Source organism: Allobranchiibius sp. GilTou73, assembly GCF_021391335.1.
GTDB lineage: Bacteria > Actinomycetota > Actinomycetes > Actinomycetales > Dermatophilaceae > Allobranchiibius > Allobranchiibius huperziae.
Window position 1 is genome coordinate 2,031,968 of sequence record NZ_CP090051.1, and the last position, 16,663, is coordinate 2,048,630.

General features: G+C 71.1%; 13 protein-coding genes and 1 pseudogene. 13 read left to right on the plus strand and 1 reads right to left on the minus strand.

Translation table 11 applies throughout. From position 1 onward, the window contains the following. Window positions 1-2: 2 nt before the first annotated feature. Window positions 3-1,004 (minus strand): MoxR family ATPase, encoded by a 1,002-nt coding sequence (locus LVQ62_RS10120; protein ID WP_233761333.1) that lies wholly within the window; start codon window positions 1,002-1,004, stop codon window positions 3-5. Between the two features lie 255 nt (window positions 1,005-1,259). Here LVQ62_RS10120 and mraZ point away from each other — a divergent pair. The 13 genes and pseudogenes from mraZ (at window position 1,260) to LVQ62_RS10185 (ending at window position 16,631) form a co-directional block, all read left to right on the plus strand. Next, window positions 1,260-1,693, plus strand: a pseudogene (gene mraZ, locus LVQ62_RS10125) (division/cell wall cluster transcriptional repressor MraZ). Between the two features lie 192 nt (window positions 1,694-1,885). Next, entirely contained in the window at window positions 1,886-2,869 is a 984-nt protein-coding gene (rsmH, locus tag LVQ62_RS10130) for a 16S rRNA (cytosine(1402)-N(4))-methyltransferase RsmH (RefSeq protein ID WP_233761335.1), read from the plus strand. Further along, on the plus strand, window positions 2,866-3,582 hold the full coding sequence (locus LVQ62_RS10135) for a hypothetical protein (RefSeq protein WP_179481517.1): 717 nt from the start codon (window positions 2,866-2,868) through the stop codon (window positions 3,580-3,582). Before rsmH ends, LVQ62_RS10135 begins: the two co-directional genes overlap by 4 nt. 381 nt (window positions 3,583-3,963) lie before the next feature. Then, a complete protein-coding gene (locus LVQ62_RS10140) occupies window positions 3,964-5,721 on the plus strand; it encodes a penicillin-binding protein 2 (protein WP_233761338.1) in 1,758 nt (585 codons plus the stop codon). An 11-nt stretch (window positions 5,722-5,732) separates the two neighbouring features. Beyond that, complete coding sequence (gene murF / locus LVQ62_RS10145; protein WP_370639601.1) at window positions 5,733-7,103, plus strand: UDP-N-acetylmuramoyl-tripeptide--D-alanyl-D-alanine ligase; 1,371 nt, start codon at window positions 5,733-5,735, stop codon at window positions 7,101-7,103. After that, window positions 7,100-8,176 (plus strand): phospho-N-acetylmuramoyl-pentapeptide-transferase, encoded by a 1,077-nt coding sequence (mraY, locus tag LVQ62_RS10150; RefSeq protein ID WP_179481511.1) that lies wholly within the window; start codon window positions 7,100-7,102, stop codon window positions 8,174-8,176. The genes murF and mraY overlap by 4 nt, the downstream gene beginning before the upstream one ends. 43 nt (window positions 8,177-8,219) lie before the next feature. Beyond that, window positions 8,220-9,701, plus strand: coding sequence for a UDP-N-acetylmuramoyl-L-alanine--D-glutamate ligase (gene murD, locus LVQ62_RS10155; RefSeq protein ID WP_233761342.1), 1,482 nt, complete (start codon window positions 8,220-8,222; stop codon window positions 9,699-9,701). Beyond that, complete coding sequence (gene ftsW, locus LVQ62_RS10160) at window positions 9,698-10,945, plus strand: putative lipid II flippase FtsW (protein WP_233761344.1); 1,248 nt, start codon at window positions 9,698-9,700, stop codon at window positions 10,943-10,945. The genes murD and ftsW overlap by 4 nt, the downstream gene beginning before the upstream one ends. After that, a complete protein-coding gene (murG, locus tag LVQ62_RS10165) occupies window positions 10,942-12,060 on the plus strand; it encodes an undecaprenyldiphospho-muramoylpentapeptide beta-N-acetylglucosaminyltransferase (protein WP_233761346.1) in 1,119 nt (372 codons plus the stop codon). Before ftsW ends, murG begins: the two co-directional genes overlap by 4 nt. Window positions 12,061-12,063: 3 nt before the next feature. Then, entirely contained in the window at window positions 12,064-13,503 is a 1,440-nt protein-coding gene (gene murC / locus LVQ62_RS10170) for a UDP-N-acetylmuramate--L-alanine ligase (protein ID WP_233761348.1), read from the plus strand. A gap of 277 nt (window positions 13,504-13,780) precedes the next feature. Beyond that, entirely contained in the window at window positions 13,781-15,130 is a 1,350-nt protein-coding gene (gene ftsZ / locus LVQ62_RS10175) for a cell division protein FtsZ (RefSeq protein ID WP_233761350.1), read from the plus strand. 45 nt (window positions 15,131-15,175) lie between these two features. Continuing rightward, entirely contained in the window at window positions 15,176-15,928 is a 753-nt protein-coding gene (locus tag LVQ62_RS10180; RefSeq protein ID WP_179481501.1) for a polyphenol oxidase family protein, read from the plus strand. After that, entirely contained in the window at window positions 15,918-16,631 is a 714-nt protein-coding gene (locus LVQ62_RS10185; RefSeq protein WP_233761352.1) for a YggS family pyridoxal phosphate-dependent enzyme, read from the plus strand. Before LVQ62_RS10180 ends, LVQ62_RS10185 begins: the two co-directional genes overlap by 11 nt. The last annotated feature ends 32 nt before the right edge of the window (window positions 16,632-16,663 follow it).

The following is a 16,663-nucleotide window of genomic DNA, read 5'->3' on the forward strand; positions in this document are numbered from 1 at the left end:
GGTCAGCGGGCCTGCGCGGGGACGGGGACACGCTGCAACAGCTGCGCCAGAGTGTCGGACGCGGATCGTCCGCTGGCGTCGCCGCCCATGATGACGCGGTGGGACAAGACCGGGATCCAGAGGCGCTGCACGTCCTCGGGGAGCACGTGGTCACGGCTGTCGAGGGCGGCCTGCGCGCGGGCGGCGCGCAGCAACTGCAGCGCGCTGCGGGGTGAGGCGCCGAGGCGGACGCCGGGCGCCGTCCGGGTCGCGGTCACGAGGTCGACGATGTACTGGCGCAGCGCGGCGCTGGCATAGACACCGGAGACCGCTTCGATGGCGCGCAGGACCAGGGCGGCGTCGGCGACCGGCCGCAGCGCCTCCAACGGACGGTGCGCCGAGTGCAGGTCGAGCATCCGCATCTCCGCCGCTGCGGTCGGATAGCCCATCGAGATGCGCGCCATGAACCGGTCACGTTGCGCCTCGGGGAGCGGGTAGGTGCCCTCCATCTCGATCGGGTTCTGGGTGGCCATCACCATGAACGGGCGCTGCAGCAGGTAGGTCTGACCGTCGACGGTGACCTGGTTCTCCTCCATGCACTCCAGGAGGGCCGACTGCGTCTTGGGCGAGGCGCGGTTGATCTCGTCGCCCACCACGATCCCGGCGAAGACCGCGCCACGGCGGAACTCGAACTGATGGGTGTCCTGGTTGAAGATGCTCACCCCCGTCACGTCGCTGGGCAGCAGGTCGGGGGTGAACTGCAGGCGACGCATGGTGCAGTCGATCGACCGCGCGAGAGCCTTGGCCAGCATCGTCTTGCCGACACCGGGGACGTCCTCGATCAGCAGGTGTCCCTCGGCCAACAGCACCACGACCGCGGTGGCGATGGCGTCGCTCTTGCCCTCGATCACCCCGGCCACCGAGGCCTGGATGTCGCCGGCGACCCGGCGCACGTCGTCCAGGCTCATCGCCGATCGCGAGGTCGCCGTCTGCGAGAGCGCATCGACCGATGCGGAATGCTTCATGGATGAATCCTGCCTGATGGGCAGGCGCCATGTAGCCGGGTGCCCGACCTCGGGTCCGACCGGTCATGCGGCCGACGTACGCCGTCGCCGATCCTCCACCATCCTCCACCCGCCCTGACCTGCACTTTTTGGGGCGACATGAGATTCGGCGGGCCCTTTTCGCTTCGATTGTGGGGAGATGTGGAGTAAAGTGGAGGACAGCGGAGAGTCGGGTCGGCCGAACCTCGTGGGACGACGATCGGGAGGTGTGGCGCGATGTTCCTCGGCACCCACCACCCCCGCCTCGACGAGAAGGGCCGACTGATCCTTCCCGCGAAGTTCCGCGACCAACTCGCGGGCGGTCTGGTCATCACCCGCGGCCAGGACCGTTGCCTCTACGTCTTCGCGATGTCGGACTTCGAGCGGCTCGCCGAGCAGATGAACAACACCCCTGTCACCAACCGGGGGTCCGCAACTTCCAGCGCGTCCTGCTGTCGGCCGCCTCCGATGAGATTCCGGATAAGCAGGGGCGGGTCACCGTTCCCGCAGTGCTGCGCGAGTACGCCGGCCTGAGCAAGGACTGCACGGTCATCGGCACGGGCAACCGGCTCGAGCTGTGGGACACCGCCGCGTGGACCCAGTTCCTGGAAGCCACCGAGGACGACTTCGCCTCCCAGGGCGAGGAGGTGATCCCCGGAGGGTTCTTCTGAGATCCGGCCTCCATCCGTTCGCCGGATGCACCGATGCCACTTCCCCGGCACCGGAGCATCAGCCGCTCGTCGGCAACAGCGACGGCTGGGGACCAGGCATCAGACAGCGCCCCGCAGCACATCGCACAGATCCCGCAGCACCTATCAGTACGTCACACCGTCCGAGCCGCACCAGAGGGGAGATCCGCCGCGATGAGCCACACCGACAGCAACGCCGCCGAGCGGCACACCCCCGTGATGCGCGAACGCATCCTGGAGCTGCTCGCACCGTCCCTGGAGACCCCTGGCGCGGTCTTCGTGGACGCGACCCTCGGAATGGGGGGACACACCGAGGCCGTCCTCGAACGTTTTTCCGGTGTCACGGCATACGGTGTGGACCGTGACACCGAGGCCCTGGCCCTCGCGGGGGAGCGGCTGCAGCGCTTCGGCGACCGATTCCGCCCTGTACACGCCGTCTACGACGACGCTTTCACCGAGCTGGTCCGTCTCGGCGTGCGCGAGTCGCAGGCAGTGCTCTTCGATCTCGGCGTCTCCTCCCTGCAGTTGGACGAGACGCAGCGGGGTTTCTCCTACAGCCAGGACGCGCCGCTCGACATGCGGATGGACCAGGGCGAAGGCCCCACTGCCGCCGATGTCCTCAACACCTACGACGCCGCGGCGCTCGAGCGCATCCTGCGCGAGTACGGCGAGGAGCGCTTCGCCCGCCGCATCGCCCGCGCCGTCGTCCGCGAACGCGAGAAGGCGCCCTTCGACCGGTCCGCGCGGCTGGTCGACCTGCTGCGTGACGCGATTCCCGCAGCGCACCAGCGCACCGGCGGCCACCCGGGCAAGCGCACCTTCCAGGCGCTGCGCATCGAGGTCAACCGCGAGCTGGACTCCTGGGCCGGCGCCCTGCCCCAGGCCATCGAGCACCTGGCCGTCGGCGGCCGGATCGCCATCCTGGCCTATCACTCCCTCGAGGACCGGATCGCCAAACAGGTCCTTGCCGAGGGCACCACGAGCTCGGCGCCGGTGGACCTGCCGGTCGAGCTGCCCGAGCACGAGCCCTACCTGCGTCGCCTCACCCGGGGAGCCGAACGGCCCTCCGAGCAGGAGACCTCCGAGAACCCGCGCGCGGCCTCCGCCCGGTTGCGCGCAGCAGAACGTCGTCGATCCACGAAGGGGACCTCCCGATGAGCATGAGCCAGCAGGCCGCCGTACCGCTGCGCGCCCCACGAGCGCGGGTGCCGCACCCGACCCCCGGGTCGAAGTCGCGGTCCCTGCCCACGAGCGGTGCGTCGTCGGTGCGGTTGCGGGTCGTCGCGCCCGCCGACTCCCGTGATGGGCACAGCGCCGCGTTCATCGCCGCCTGCGTGTTCGTGCTCGCGATGGGCCTCGCCACCCTGCTGGTGCTCAACACCCAGCGCGCCCAGCAGTCGTTCACGATGGACTCCCTGCAAGCGCGTTCCGCGACCTACACCGACACCCAGCAGAGCCTGCGTTCCGCGCTGCAGCTGGCCGAGTCTCCGGCCTCCCTCGCGTCCCGCGCACACGCCATGGGCCTCGCTCCCGCGTCCCGGGTCCGCTACGTGGGATCCGATGGGAAGACGATCGGCGTGGCGAACGGGGCGGCGGGCAGCACCCCCTTTACCGTGGGTCCGCTGACCACCGGCGGTGCTGCGAAGGTCGCCGGGACTGCCGCGACGGGGGCCTCCCTCGGTGCCGGCGTCGGGGCTCCGGCACCGAAGAAGGCGACCAAGACGGCCAAGCCGGACAAGACCGGCACGACGAAGAGCACCAAGGACAGCCCGAAGAGCAAGGGCAAGAGCACCAAGAGCAAGAGCAGCACGACGGGCACGAAGACCAAGACCAAGAACACGACCGGCACGCACGCGACGACCACGAGGTGACCCGTTGAGTCAGACCCGTCCTCCGGGCTCCCAGGGCTCGCAGGGATCCCAGAGTTCGCGAGGGGCCCGCGGCGCCGGCTCCGCCCGTCCGCGCACGACCGGGACGACCTCGCGCGGTCGCACCGGTGCACGTCCGGCCGATCGGGTGGCGGGACAACGGGATCCGCGACGGGACTCCTCCAAGCCCGCGGCGACGCGTGCGAGGGCGACGGGGTCGGACCGACCGACCGGAGCGGGCGTACGACGTCCTGCATCCGTCACCGGCTCGCAGCGGCCGGGCCGCCCGGCACGCTCTGCCGGCGGCGGAGGCAACGGGGGCCGCCGCGCCGCCGCCCGGTCACGATGCGCCTCGGCCACCCGGGCCGGCGTGCCCGGATGCTGATGGTCGCCATGCTGTTCATCTTCAGCCTGTTCACCGCGCAGATCATCCGCGTGCAGGGCGTCGACGCCGCCGCCGTGTCGGCGAAGGCCCGTGACAGCCGGTTGCACCACGAGAACGTGCCCGCCCTGCGCGGTCAGATCGTCGACGACAAGGGTGCCGCGCTGGCGACCAGTGTGCAGCGCTACAACGTGACCGCGGACGCGACTCAGACCTCGCAGTACAAGAGCTTCGTGAACGGCCGCACCACGGTGCTGGGCAACTCCGGGGTGGCAGCCGGGCTCGCATCGGTGCTCGGCGGCAGCGCCAAGCAGTACTACGCGACGCTGCAGGCCGCGACCCAGCGCAAGTCCAGGTTCGTCTATCTGGTCAAGAACGTCACGCCCGAGCAGTGGCAGCGGGTCCTGGCCCTCAAGCTCGGCGGGATCTACCCCGAGTCCACCCAGACCCGGCAGTACCCGCAGGGCGCGAGCGCATCGTCGATCGTCGGCTGGGTAGACGCCGGCAGCAGCGCGGGCGCCGGCGGTGTCGAGCTGATGGAACAGGGGATCCTCAACGGCCGGCCCGGTGTCCGCACCTACGAGGAGGCGCCCGACGGCACGGTCATCGCCACCGGTAGCAACTCCGACACCCCCGCGGTCAACGGCTCGAACGTGAAGCTCACGCTCGACTCCGACATCCAGTACTACGCGAGCAACGCGCTCGCTGCCGGGGTCAAGAAGACCCGCGCCGAGGCCGGGGACCTCGTCGTGATGGACCGGCAGGGCAACGTGCTGGCCGCGGCGTCGTACCCGAGCTTCGATCCGACCAACCCGGGCGCGGCATCCCCGGGCAACCTGCAGCCCCGCGGGTTCGCCGAGACCTACGAGCCGGGCTCGACCAGCAAGATCATCACCATGGCCGCCGCACTGTCCGCCGGCGTCGCCACTCCCACCTCCCAGGTGATCGTGCCGTCGCAGCTGCGCCGCGGGGGAGCCCTCTTCCACGACTCCGAGCCGCACGGCACCGAGAGCCTCACGGTCGCCGGCGTCCTCGCCGAGTCCTCCAACATGGGCACGATGCTGACCGGGTCGAAGGTGTCCTCCGACTACCTCTACGGCTTCATGCGCAAGTTCGGCCTGGGCGCGCCCACCGGCGTGGGCTTCCCGGGAGAGACCGGCGGCATCGTGGCGCCACCGTCGCAGTGGAGCGGTTCGCAGAAGTACACCGTGATGTTCGGGCAGGGCCTGTCCACCACGTTGATGCAGCAGGCGTCGGTCTACCAGACCGTCGCGAACGACGGGGTGCGTCTGCCGGTCAACCTGATCGCGGGGGTGCAGAACGCGTCCGGCGGGTGGACCAAGCCCGCGGACTCGCGCAAGCCGGTGCGGGTCATCTCGACCGGCGTCGCGAGTCAGCTGCGCACGATGCTGAGCGGTGTGGTCGGCCAGGACGGTACGGCGCAGAAGGCCAAGGTCGCGGGCTACAACGTCGCCGGCAAGACCGGCACCGCGGAGCTGTACGACGCCAAGCTCGGCCGCTACAACGGCTACACCGCCTCCTTCATCGGGATGGCTCCGGCGGAGAACCCGCAGTACATCGTCGCGGTCGCGCTGCAGAACCCGAAGACCACCATCTACGGCGGTGAGGCGGCCGCGCCGATCTTCTCCCAGGTAACCGGCTACGTGCTGCGCACGCGCGGCGTCGCGCCGAGCCGCAAGCCGGTCTCGCTCTACCCGATCCAGTACGCCGCCGTGAGCACCGAGCAACGTCCGAAATGATCCCTCTGGCATTGAGCGAGATCGCCCGGGTCGTGGGCGGATCTCTGGTGGGCGACGACGTCCTCGTCGACGGCCCGGTCGTGACCGACTCCCGGGAGGCGCAGGCCGGCAGCCTCTACGTGGCACGGGTCGGTGAGCACGCCGACGGGCACCAGTTCGCCGACGGTGCCGCTCGCGCGGGTGCGGTCGCGACCCTCGGCAGCCGACCGGTCGAGGCCACCCCGACCGTCGTCGTCCCCGACGTGCAGGACGCCTTCGCGTCCCTGGCGCGCTCGGTCGTGGACCGGGTGCCGGGTCTGAACATCATCGGCATCACCGGCAGCTCGGGAAAGACCTCCACCAAGGACCTGCTCGGGCAGGTGCTCGCACAGGACGGGGAGACCGTCGCGCCCCAGGGGTCCTACAACTCCGAGGTGGGCGTGCCGCTGACGCTGTGCCGGGTCACCGCTGCCACCCGGCACCTGGTGGTCGAGATGGGGGCCTCGGGTGTGGGACACATCGCCTACCTGACGCGCATGGCGCCGCCCCGGATCGGGATCGTGCTCAACGTGGGTCACGCCCACGTCGGCGAGTTCGGCTCCGTGGACGCCATCGCGCGCACCAAGTCCGAGCTGGTCGCCGCCCTGCCCTCCGACGGCGTGGCCGTGCTGAACCTGGACGACCCGCGGGTCGCCGCAATGGCCGAGAAGACGTCGGCCCGGGTGATCGGGGTGGGCCGCTCGGAGGCTGCGGAGTACCGGGCGGTCGACGTACGCTCCGACACCTCCGGCCGGGCGAGTTTCACCCTGGTCACCAGTGAGGGGAGCATCCCGGTGACCCTCGCCGTGCACGGCGAGCACCACGTCGGCAACGCCCTGGCGGTGCTGGCGGCCGCGGTGGAGTCCGGTGTGGAGCTGTCCCGGGCGGTACAGACCCTGTCGGGTGCATCGGCGCAGGCGCGCTGGCGGATGGAGGTGCATGAGCTGGAGCGGGGCATCACTCTGGTCAACGACGCCTACAACGCCAACCCCGAGTCGATGTCCGCCGCGCTGGCGGCGCTCGCGCAGATCGGGCGCGAACGTCGTACCGTGGCGGTGCTCGGGGCGATGCGGGAACTCGGCGACGAGAGCGTCTCGGCGCACCGCGCCGTGGGCACCGACGCCGTGGCGCGGGGGATCGACGTCGTCGTGGCGGTGGGTCCCGACGCATCGCCGGTCGCCGAGGCCGTGCAGGACGCCGCGGGGGCGGCGCAGCGGGTCGTCGACGCCGACGCGGCGTATGACCTGCTGGTCTCCATGCTGCAACCGGGGGACGTCGTGTTGTTCAAGTCGAGCCGCGACTCCGGCCTGCGTTACCTTGGCGACCGGATCACCGAACGGTTCGAAGCGGAGGATGTTTTGTGAAGGTTGTCCTGATCGGCGCGTTGATCGCGCTGGCAGTGGCATTGTTCGGGACCCGGATCTTCATCCAGTTCCTCGTGCGGCGCGGGTACGGGCAGTTCATCCGCGACGACGGACCCACCAGCCACCACACCAAGCGCGGCACGCCCACGATGGGCGGCGCGGTGATCATCGCGGGTTCGGTGAGCGGCTACTTCCTCGCCCACCTGCTCAGCTGGTCGCCGCCGACCGTCTCCGGATGTCTGGTCATGTTCCTGCTGGTCGGACTCGGTCTCGTCGGGTTCGCCGACGACTGGATGAAGATCTCCCACCAGCGCTCGCTCGGCCTGCGCTCGGTCCAGAAGCTCGTGCTGCAGGTGCTCGTCTCGACGGTGTTCGCGATCCTCGCGACCCGCTTCGGCGACAAGGGCGGTCGTACGCCGGGCAGCTTCCACATCTCGTTCGTGCGGGATACCTGGGTCAACCTGGCCTTCGGCGGCACGGCCCTCGCCGTCGTCCTCTTCGTCCTCTGGGCCAACCTCATCGTGGCCGGCACCTCGAACGGCGTGAATCTCACCGACGGCCTCGACGGTCTCGCGACCGGCGTCAGCGCGATGGTCTTCGGCGCGTACATCCTGATCAGCGTGTGGCAGTACAACCAGAACTGCGAGTACCACTTCAGCAACAAGTGCTACCAGGTGCGCGACCCGCTCGACCTCGCCGTCGTCGCGGCGTGCGTGATGGCCTCGTGCTTCGGATTCCTGTGGTGGAACGCCACCCCGGCCAAGATCTTCATGGGCGACACCGGTTCGCTCGCGCTGGGCGGCGCGCTGGCGGGCCTCGCCATCTGCTCGCGCACGGAGCTGCTGGTCGTCATCCTCGGCGGGCTGTTCGTGCTCGAGACGCTCTCGGTGATCCTGCAGGTGGGGTCCTTCAAACTGCGCCGCAAACGGATCTTCCGGATGGCGCCGCTGCACCACCACTTCGAGATGCTCGGGTGGGAACAGGTCACCGTGGTGATCCGGTTCTGGATCATCGCCGGCCTGTGCGTCGCGGTGGCGCTCGGCCTGTTCTACGCCGAGTGGGTCGTCACCTGATGGGTGCCCGGCTCGCCCGGCAGGCACGGACGGTCCGCCGCTGATGCCGGTCGACGACGGGCGTCGTACCTCGCTCGCCGCCCTCGACCATGCCGACGCGGACTGGGCCGGCCTGCACGTGGTGGTCTTCGGCCTCGGCGTGAGCGGGTACGCCGCCGCCGACGCTTTGCTGCAGCGCGGCGCGCACGTGACGGTGCTGTCAGGCGCCCCCACCGACCACCAGCGCGAGCAGGCGACCGTGCTGGAGATCCTGGGCGCCGTCGTACGGTTCGGCGCCGAGCACCAGCAGCGCCCCGGACCGGGCACCGACTTGGTGGTGACCTCGCCGGGCATCCCGCCCACGCATCCGTACATGCGGGCCGCCGCGGCGGCCGCGGTGCCGGTGTGGGGCGAGGTCGAGCTCGCCTGGCGGATGCGCCCGCGCCAAGGCGCCGCACCGTGGCTCTCGATCACGGGCACCAACGGCAAGACCACCACCGTCACCATGCTCGAGCGGATCCTGCAGGCAGGTGGGCTGCGCGCGATCGCGGCGGGCAACGTCGGCACGCCGCTCGTCGAGGCGGTGCTGCATCCGCAGCCCTACGACGTGCTGGCCGTCGAGCTGTCGACCTTCCAGCTGCACTGGTCGTCCAGCCTGTCGCCGTACGCGTCCTGCTGCCTCAACGTCGCACCGGACCACCTGGACTGGCACGGCTCCTACGAGGAGTACCGCCGGATGAAGGGGCGCGTCTACGAACGCACCCAGCACGCGTGCGTCTACAACGAGGACGACTCCACGACGCGCGAACTCGTCGAGGACGCCGACGTCGTCGACGGTGCGCGCGCCATCGGATTCACCCTCGGCCTGCCGGGACCATCGATGCTCGGCGTGGTCGACGGAGTGCTCGCCGACCGCGCGTTCGTGCCCGACCGCCGGTACGCCGCGCAGCTGTGCACGGTGGCCGAGCTCGCCGCGGGCGATGAGGCGCCGTCGCCGCACTACGTCGCCGACGCTCTCGCGGCCGCGGCCCTGGCGCGGTCCTACGACGTGCCGCCGGCGGCCGTGCGCGCAGGCCTGATGGGCTACACGCCCCAGCCGCATCGCGGGCAGGTCGTCGCGACCGGTGCCGGGGTGCGCTGGATCGACGATTCGAAGGCGACCAATCCCGGTGCGGCCGCGGCCGCCCTGCGCGCGGTGGAGCACGTGGTGTGGGTCGCGGGCGGCCAGCTGAAGGGCGCCGACGTCGAGGATCTCGTGCGCGACGCCGCCCCGCGGCTGCGCGCCGCGGTGCTGCTCGGGGCCGATCGCGAGGTGATCGCGCAGGCGCTGCGGCGACACGCGCCCGATGTCCCCGTCGTGCAGATCGACAGCATTCAGACTGACGCCATGGATCTCGCTGTGACCGAGGCTGCCCGCCTCGCCCGGCCGGGCGACGTCGTACTCCTCGCTCCCGCGGCCGCGTCCAAGGACATGTTCTCCGGCTACCCCGAGCGGGGCGACCTCTTCGCGCAGGCCGCCCGTCGGGTGAGCGGAGCCGGTCGATGACCGCGAGTGGCGCCAACCCCGGCTTCGATCCGGCGCGCGGCTATCTGCAGCAGGTCAAGGAGCGGGTGACGTCGCCGGTCGGTCCGTACTACCTGATCCTCGGATCCGGCACCCTGCTGCTGATCTTCGGCCTCACGATGGTGCTGTCGGCGTCCAGCGTCACGTCGTACGCGTCGCCGACGCACTCCTCGTACACGATCTTCTTGAACCAGGCCTCGTTCGCCGTGGTGGGTGTGATCGGGGCGTTCGTCGCGAGTCGGATCAGCGTCCGGATGTGGAAGACCATCGCATTTCCGGTGTTCTTCTTCGCGGTGTTCCTGCAGTTGCTGGTCTTCACGCCCCTGGGCCTGACGGTCAACGGCAACACCAACTGGATCGGTGCGGGCGGCTTCACGATGCAGCCGTCCGAGGTCGGCAAGATCGCTGTCGTTCTGCTCGTCGCGACCGTGCTCTCCCGCAAACGCCGGGTCCTCGACAGCTACAAGCACCTGCTCCTGCCGCTCGGGCCGCTGCTCTTCATCGTGCTCGCCGCTGTCATGGGCGGCGGTGACCTCGGCACCTGCCTCGTGCTGCTGGCCATCATGGGCGCGATGTTCTTCGTGGCCGGTGTGCAGCTGCGTATCTTCGGTGTCGCCGCCGGCGCCGCGGCGCTGGGCGCGTTGACCTTCGCGCTCACCAGCGGCAACCGCACCGGTCGCATCGACGCCTGGCTCGGTACGTGCATGGACGCCCAGACCCCTGGGTGCTGGCAGAAGGTGCACGGCATGTACGCCATGGCCGACGGCGGCTGGTGGGGCGTCGGCCTCGGTGCCAGCCGTGAGAAGTGGTTCTGGCTGCCCGAGGCGCACAACGACTTCATCTTCGCCATCATCGGCGAGGAGCTCGGCATCCCCGGCACCATGGCGGTCGTCGGCCTCTACGTCGTGCTGGCGTACGCCTGCTACCGCCTGATCGTCACGAGCAACGACATGTTCGTACGGCTGGCGACGGCAGGGATCATGCTGTGGATCGTCTTCCAGGCCATGGTCAACATCGGATCGGTGACTGGCCTGCTGCCCATCATCGGGGTGCCGCTGCCGCTGGTGTCCGCTGGTGGATCTGCCCTGGTGACGACACTCTTCGCACTCGGAATGCTGCTGTCGTTCGCGCGTGCGGAGCCGGAGTGCCGGGCCGCCCTGCAGGCGCGCCCGAGCCTGTTGCGCAAGGCTTCGGCCGTCCTCGCGTCCTCCCGCGCCGGCCGATGAGCGGCGGGCAGAGCCCGCAGTCGGCGCCGCTGCGCAGCGTGCTGCTGGCCGGCGGAGGCACCGCGGGGCACATCTCACCGTTGCTGGCGACGGCGCAGGAGCTTGCCGCCCGCCATCCGCAGGCGCGGATCACCGTGCTCGGCAGCGAAGGCGGCCTCGAGGAGCGGCTGGTGCCCGAGGCCGGCCTGGAGCTACGGCTGATCCCGAAGGTCGCCTTCCCGCGCCGACCGAACTCCGCTGCGGTGCGCTTCCCGGTCGCCCTGCGTGGCGCGATCGCAGAGGCCGGCGCGGTGGTCGACGACGTCGACCCGCAGGTCGTCGTCGGATTCGGCGGCTTCGTCAGCCCGCCCGCGTTCTTCGCCGCCAAGCAACGCGGGATCCCGATGGTCGTCCACGAGCAGAACGCCCGACCGGGCCTGGCCAATCGTGCCGGTGCACGCCTCACGCCGTACGTCGCGACCACCTTCCGCACGACGCAGCTGCCGCACGCCCGGGTGATCGGCATGCCGCTGCGGACGCAGATCTCGCGGCTGGACCGGTCCGTCGGTCGCGAGGCGGCCCGCGCCTTCTTCGGACTGCGTCCGGACCTGCCCACCGTGCTGGTGACCGGCGGATCGCTCGGCGCGGCACGACTCAACTCCACGTTCGCGCAGCGGGCCCGGGAGCTGAGCGCCGCAGGCATCCAGGTGCTGCACGTGACCGGCCGCGGCAAGGAGATCGACCTGCCCGCAGTGCTCGGGGGCGCACCGTACGTCGTGCTGCCCTACGTCGACCGGATGGATCTGGCCTACACCGCGGCGGATCTCGCAGTCACCCGCTCCGGTGCCGGGATGGTCTGCGAGCTGGCGACCGTGGGGCTGCCGGCCGTCTTCGTGCCTCTGCCCGTCGGCAACGGCGAGCAGAAGCTGAACGCCGCAGAGATGGTCGCCGCCGGTGGCGCGCAGCTGGTCCCCGATGAGTACTTCACCCCCGAATGGGTCGACGCCCACCTGATCCCGCTGCTGCGCGATGAGGCTCGGCTGCAGGAGATGGCCATCGCCGCACGCGGCTCCGGCCACGGCGAGTCGGCCGGCACTCTCGTCACGATGATCGAGCACGCCGCCACGGGGAGCTGACCGGTGGCCGACGGCATCAATCGCCGCTTCGACTTCGCCGCGCCGCTGCCCCTGCTGCAGGACGTCCGTGCGGTCCACCTCATCGCCATCGGCGGCTCGGGGATGTCCGGCATCGCCGCGCTCTTCCTGGCGCGCGGGGTCACCGTGACCGGCTCGGACCGGGCCGAGAACGACGCCGTGCAGCGACTACGCGCTGCCGGTGTGCCCGTCGTGATCGGCCAGAACGCCGACAACGTGACCGGGCTCGACGCGGGGACCCTGGTGGTCGTCTCCAGTGCCATCGGGGAGAGCAATCCGGAACTGGCGGCGGCGCGCGAGCGCGGTCTGCGGGTGCTGCACCGCTCACAGGCCCTCGCCGTGCTCACGCAGGGACGCCGGGCGATCGCCGTCGGCGGCGCCAACGGCAAGACCACCACCAGCGCCATGGCGGTCGTCGCGCTGCGCTCCGCGGGGGCGGGACCGTCGTTCGCGATCGGCTCCGACATCGCGGGCATCGGCGCCAATTCCGGTGTCGGCGACGGCGAGTCGTTCGTCGTCGAGGCCGACGAGAGCGACGGCTCGTTCGTGGTCTACCGGCCGCAGATCGCCGTCGTGACGAACGTGCGCGACGACCACCTCGATTTCTACGGCACCAGTGAGCGGCTGCACGCGGCGTACGACGACTTCGCCGCCTCGACCCGGCCGGGCGGGTTGCTCGTCGCATGCGCGGACGACGAGGGGAGTGCGGCCCTGGCACGCCGGCACGCGGCCCGCCTGCGAGTGCTCACCTACGGCAGGTCGCCCGACGCCGACCTGCGCCTGAGCGACGAGAGCGCCGACGGGATGTCGGCATCCGCCCTGCTGTCCTTCCCGTCCGGGGAGCGGGTGGCGATGCGCCTGCAGGTCCCGGGCGCGCACAACCTGCTGAACGCCGCCGCGGTGGCCCTCGCGCTGACCGCCGGCTGCGGCATCGCGCCCGAGGCAGCCGTCCGCGGGCTCGCCGACTTCCATGGCACCTCCCGCCGGTTCGAGGTGCGGGGGAGCGCGGCCGGTGTGCGGGTCGTCGACGACTACGCACATAACCCCGACAAGCTCCAGGCCGCGATCCGCACGGGCCTGGCACTGCGCGACGGGGGGCGCCTGATCGTGCTGTTCCAACCGCACCTGTACTCCCGCACGCAGGCCTTCGCCGAACAGTTCGCCGCGGCACTGCGACTGGCGGACGCGGCGTTCGTCATGGACGTCTATGCCGCCCGCGAGGAGCCGGTGCCCGGAGTGACCGGGCGACTGCTCTCGGACCGGGTCCCCGGAGCGGTCTTCGTGGCCTCCGGAGCCGACGCGGTGGACGCCGTCGCCGACGCCGCACGCGACGGCGACCTCGTTCTCACGATCGGCGCGGGCGACGTCACCGCCCTGGCGTCTCCCATCCTGCAGCGGCTCGCCGAACGCTCGACCTCTAGTTGAGGTCAAGGCGACTGTCGGTGTCGAGCGGGGTCGCGTACGATCGCGGTCGCGTGGGTGAGCGGTCGTCTGCACCGCTCTTTCTGCGCACCTCGTGCAGGTCTGGGCGGTTTTCGACAGGTCGCGGCGCGTGTCGTAGGGGCAGTCGCAACCGCCCCCGGCATGATCGTGGCCGGTACGGTGCCCTCTGCACGCCCGGACATACGCCGCGCACCGCATCTGGACGCAGCACAGCAGCACCGCAGCACTTCACCCGGCAATCCTCGAAAGGCTCCACCTCGTGCCAACTCCTCAGAACTACCTGGCTGTCATCAAGGTCGTCGGTATCGGTGGTGGCGGTGTCAACGCGATCAACCGGATGATCGAGGGCGGCCTCAAGGGCGTGGAGTTCATCGCCATCAACACCGACGCCCAGGCGCTGCTGATGTGCGACGCGGACGTCAAGCTGGAGGTCGGCCGCGAGCTGACCCGTGGCCTCGGCGCCGGCGCAGACCCCGAGGTCGGCAAGAAGGCCGCCGAGGATCACGCGGAGGACATCGAAGAGGTGCTGAAGGGCGCCGACATGGTCTTCGTGACCGCCGGGGAGGGTGGCGGCACCGGCACCGGTGGCGCACCCGTCGTGGCGAAGATCGCCAAGAGCCTCGGCGCGCTGACCATCGGCGTCGTCACGCGGCCGTTCACGTTCGAGGGACGCCGTCGTGCCGGCCAGGCCGATCTCGGCATCAACGCGCTGCGCGAGGAGGTCGACACCCTCATCGTCATCCCGAACGACCGGCTGCTGTCGATCAGCGATCGCAACGTCTCCATGCTGGAGGCCTTCCACACCGCCGACCAGGTGCTGCTGTCAGGTGTCCAGGGCATCACCGACCTGATCACCACCCCCGGTCTGATCAACCTCGACTTCGCCGACGTGAAGTCGGTCATGCAGGGCGCCGGTTCGGCCCTGATGGGCATCGGCTCGGCGCGCGGCGAGGACCGTGCGGTGCAGGCGGCCGAGTACGCGATCTCCTCCCCGCTGCTGGAGGCCAGCATCGACGGCGCCCAGGGCGTGCTGCTGTCCGTGCAGGGCGGCAGCGACCTCGGACTCTTCGAGATCAACGAGGCGGCCAAGCTGGTGCAGGAGGCCGCCCACCCGGAGGCCAACATCATCTTCGGTGCGGTCATCGACGACGCCCTCGGTGACGAGGTGCGGGTCACGGTCATCGCTGCCGGCTTCGACGGCGGGACCCCGCAGCGTCGGGCGGACGAGCGGGCGATCGGTCAGATCCAGGGCGGCCCGACGGCGCGGCAGCAGCAGCCCGTGGCGGCCGCCGTCGGAGGCGCCTCGCCGAGCGCGCCCCACCAGCAGGCCCCGGTGCAGCGCGACGGTGCGGCGCAGCCCGCCCGTCAGGCGCAGGGTCAGCAGGGTGGCCAGGGCCAGCAGGGTTACGGCCAGCCGTTGCAGCGTCCCGTCGGAGGGGAGCAGGGCGGCCAGGGCGGTCAGGGTCGCGAGCAGGGCGCCGACAGTCGTCAGGGCGAGGGCCAGCAGGGTCAGCAGAGCGTCCCGCAGCAGGCCGCTCCGGTGCGCCCGCCGCGTCAGGCTCCGGTCGACCCGCCCGAGGACCTGGACGTCCCCGACTTCCTCAAGTGATCGCCGGGCGCGGTCGGCGTCGGTCCACGGCGCGGGTCTGAGCCCGTGTTCTGGTGGCGCGAGACGGTCACCGGCCGTGACGGCCGGTCCGCCGACGTGGCGTTCACCGACCGCACCGGCGGGGTGAGCAGCGGGCGGCTCGGTTCGCTCAACCTGGGCGCTCTCGTCGGCGACGACCCGGACGCCGTACGCACCAATCGCGCCACCGTGGCGCGGGCGATGGGCCTGGCTCCGCACCGGCTCGCCTTCATGCACCAGGTGCACGGCAACCGCACGATCCGGACCACGGCCGCGGGCAGCGGCGAGCCGCAGCAGTGCGACGGTCAGGTCACCGACGTCCCGGGTCTCGGGCTCGCGGTGCTGGTCGCGGACTGCACGCCCGTGCTGCTGGTCGACGTGCACGCCGGGGTGGTCGGAGCCGTCCACGCCGGGCGTCCCGGAATGACCAACGGCGTCGTGGACGCCGCCCTCGACGAGATGGCCGGGCTCGGCGCCGATGCGCCACAGGCCTTCGTCGGCCCCTCGGTGTGCGGCCGGTGCTACGAGGTGCCCGAGCAGATGCGCGAGGACGCGGCTCGCCGCAGCCCCGAGAGTCGTGCCGTCAGCTGGACCGGCACTCCTGCCATCGACGTCGCGTCCGGTGTGGTCGCGCAGCTGCGCTCCCGTCACGTCCCGGTGACGTGGGTGCCCGGCTGCACCCGGGAGTCCGATCGCCTCTTCTCCCACCGCCGCGACCACGGTGAAGGGCGCTTCGCCGGCGTCGTCGTGCTCCGGGAACGGGCCGACCGTGGCGCCTGACCCCCGCGCCGACGAGCTCGCCACCAACCTGGCCGCGGTGCATGAGCGCATCGCGGCGGCGTGCGCGTCCGCCGGGCGCGACCGCGGCGAGGTGTCGCTCATCGTGGTGACCAAGTTCTTCCCTGCGCAGGACGTGCTCCGCCTGCACGCCCTCGGGGTCCGTGACATCGGCGAGAGCCGCGACCAGGAGGCGGCGGCCAAGGTGGCCGACCTCACGACGGACGTCCGGGCCGACCTGCGAGTGCACTTCATCGGTCAGCTGCAGTCCAACAAGGCCCCGCACGTGAGCGCGTACGCCGACGTAGTGCACTCGGTCGACCGCGCGAAGATCGTGGCCGCGCTCGACCGGGGGGCCGTCGCCCACGAGCGGGCGCCGCAGGTGCTGGTGCAGGTCGACCTGTCCGGTGACGACGCCGGACGCGGGGGAGCGTCGCCGGACCAGGTGGCCGAGCTCGCGGACCGGATCGCCGCGTCACAGGCGCTGCGCCTGCGCGGGGTGATGGCGGTGGCGCCTCTGGACGGCGATGCGGGGGCGGCGTTCGCCCGGCTGCGCGAGGTGGCCGCCGACGTACGCGCGCATCATCCCGACGCGACGTGGATCTCCGCCGGGATGTCCGGCGATCTCGAGTCGGCCGTCGCCGCGGGTGCGACACACCTGCGTGTCGGCAGCGCAATCCTCGGTTCGCGACCTCCCCGGCGGTAGCGTTTTTGACACCACCAGGCCACCTGCCCGGC

Bases quoted from the DNA above. Each gene is read 5' to 3' on its own strand.
- LVQ62_RS10135 (WP_179481517.1), top strand. From the start codon at position 2,866: ATGAGCATGAGCCAGCAGGCCGCCGTACCGCTGCGCGCCCCACGAGCG.
- murD (WP_233761342.1), top strand. From the start codon at position 8,220: ATGCCGGTCGACGACGGGCGTCGTACCTCGCTCGCCGCCCTCGACCAT.
- murG (WP_233761346.1), top strand. From the start codon at position 10,942: ATGAGCGGCGGGCAGAGCCCGCAGTCGGCGCCGCTGCGCAGCGTGCTG.
- LVQ62_RS10140 (WP_233761338.1), top strand. From the start codon at position 3,964: ATGGTCGCCATGCTGTTCATCTTCAGCCTGTTCACCGCGCAGATCATC.
- ftsW (WP_233761344.1), top strand. From the start codon at position 9,698: ATGACCGCGAGTGGCGCCAACCCCGGCTTCGATCCGGCGCGCGGCTAT.
- rsmH (WP_233761335.1), top strand. From the start codon at position 1,886: ATGAGCCACACCGACAGCAACGCCGCCGAGCGGCACACCCCCGTGATG.
- LVQ62_RS10120 (WP_233761333.1), bottom strand. From the start codon at position 1,004: ATGAAGCATTCCGCATCGGTCGATGCGCTCTCGCAGACGGCGACCTCG.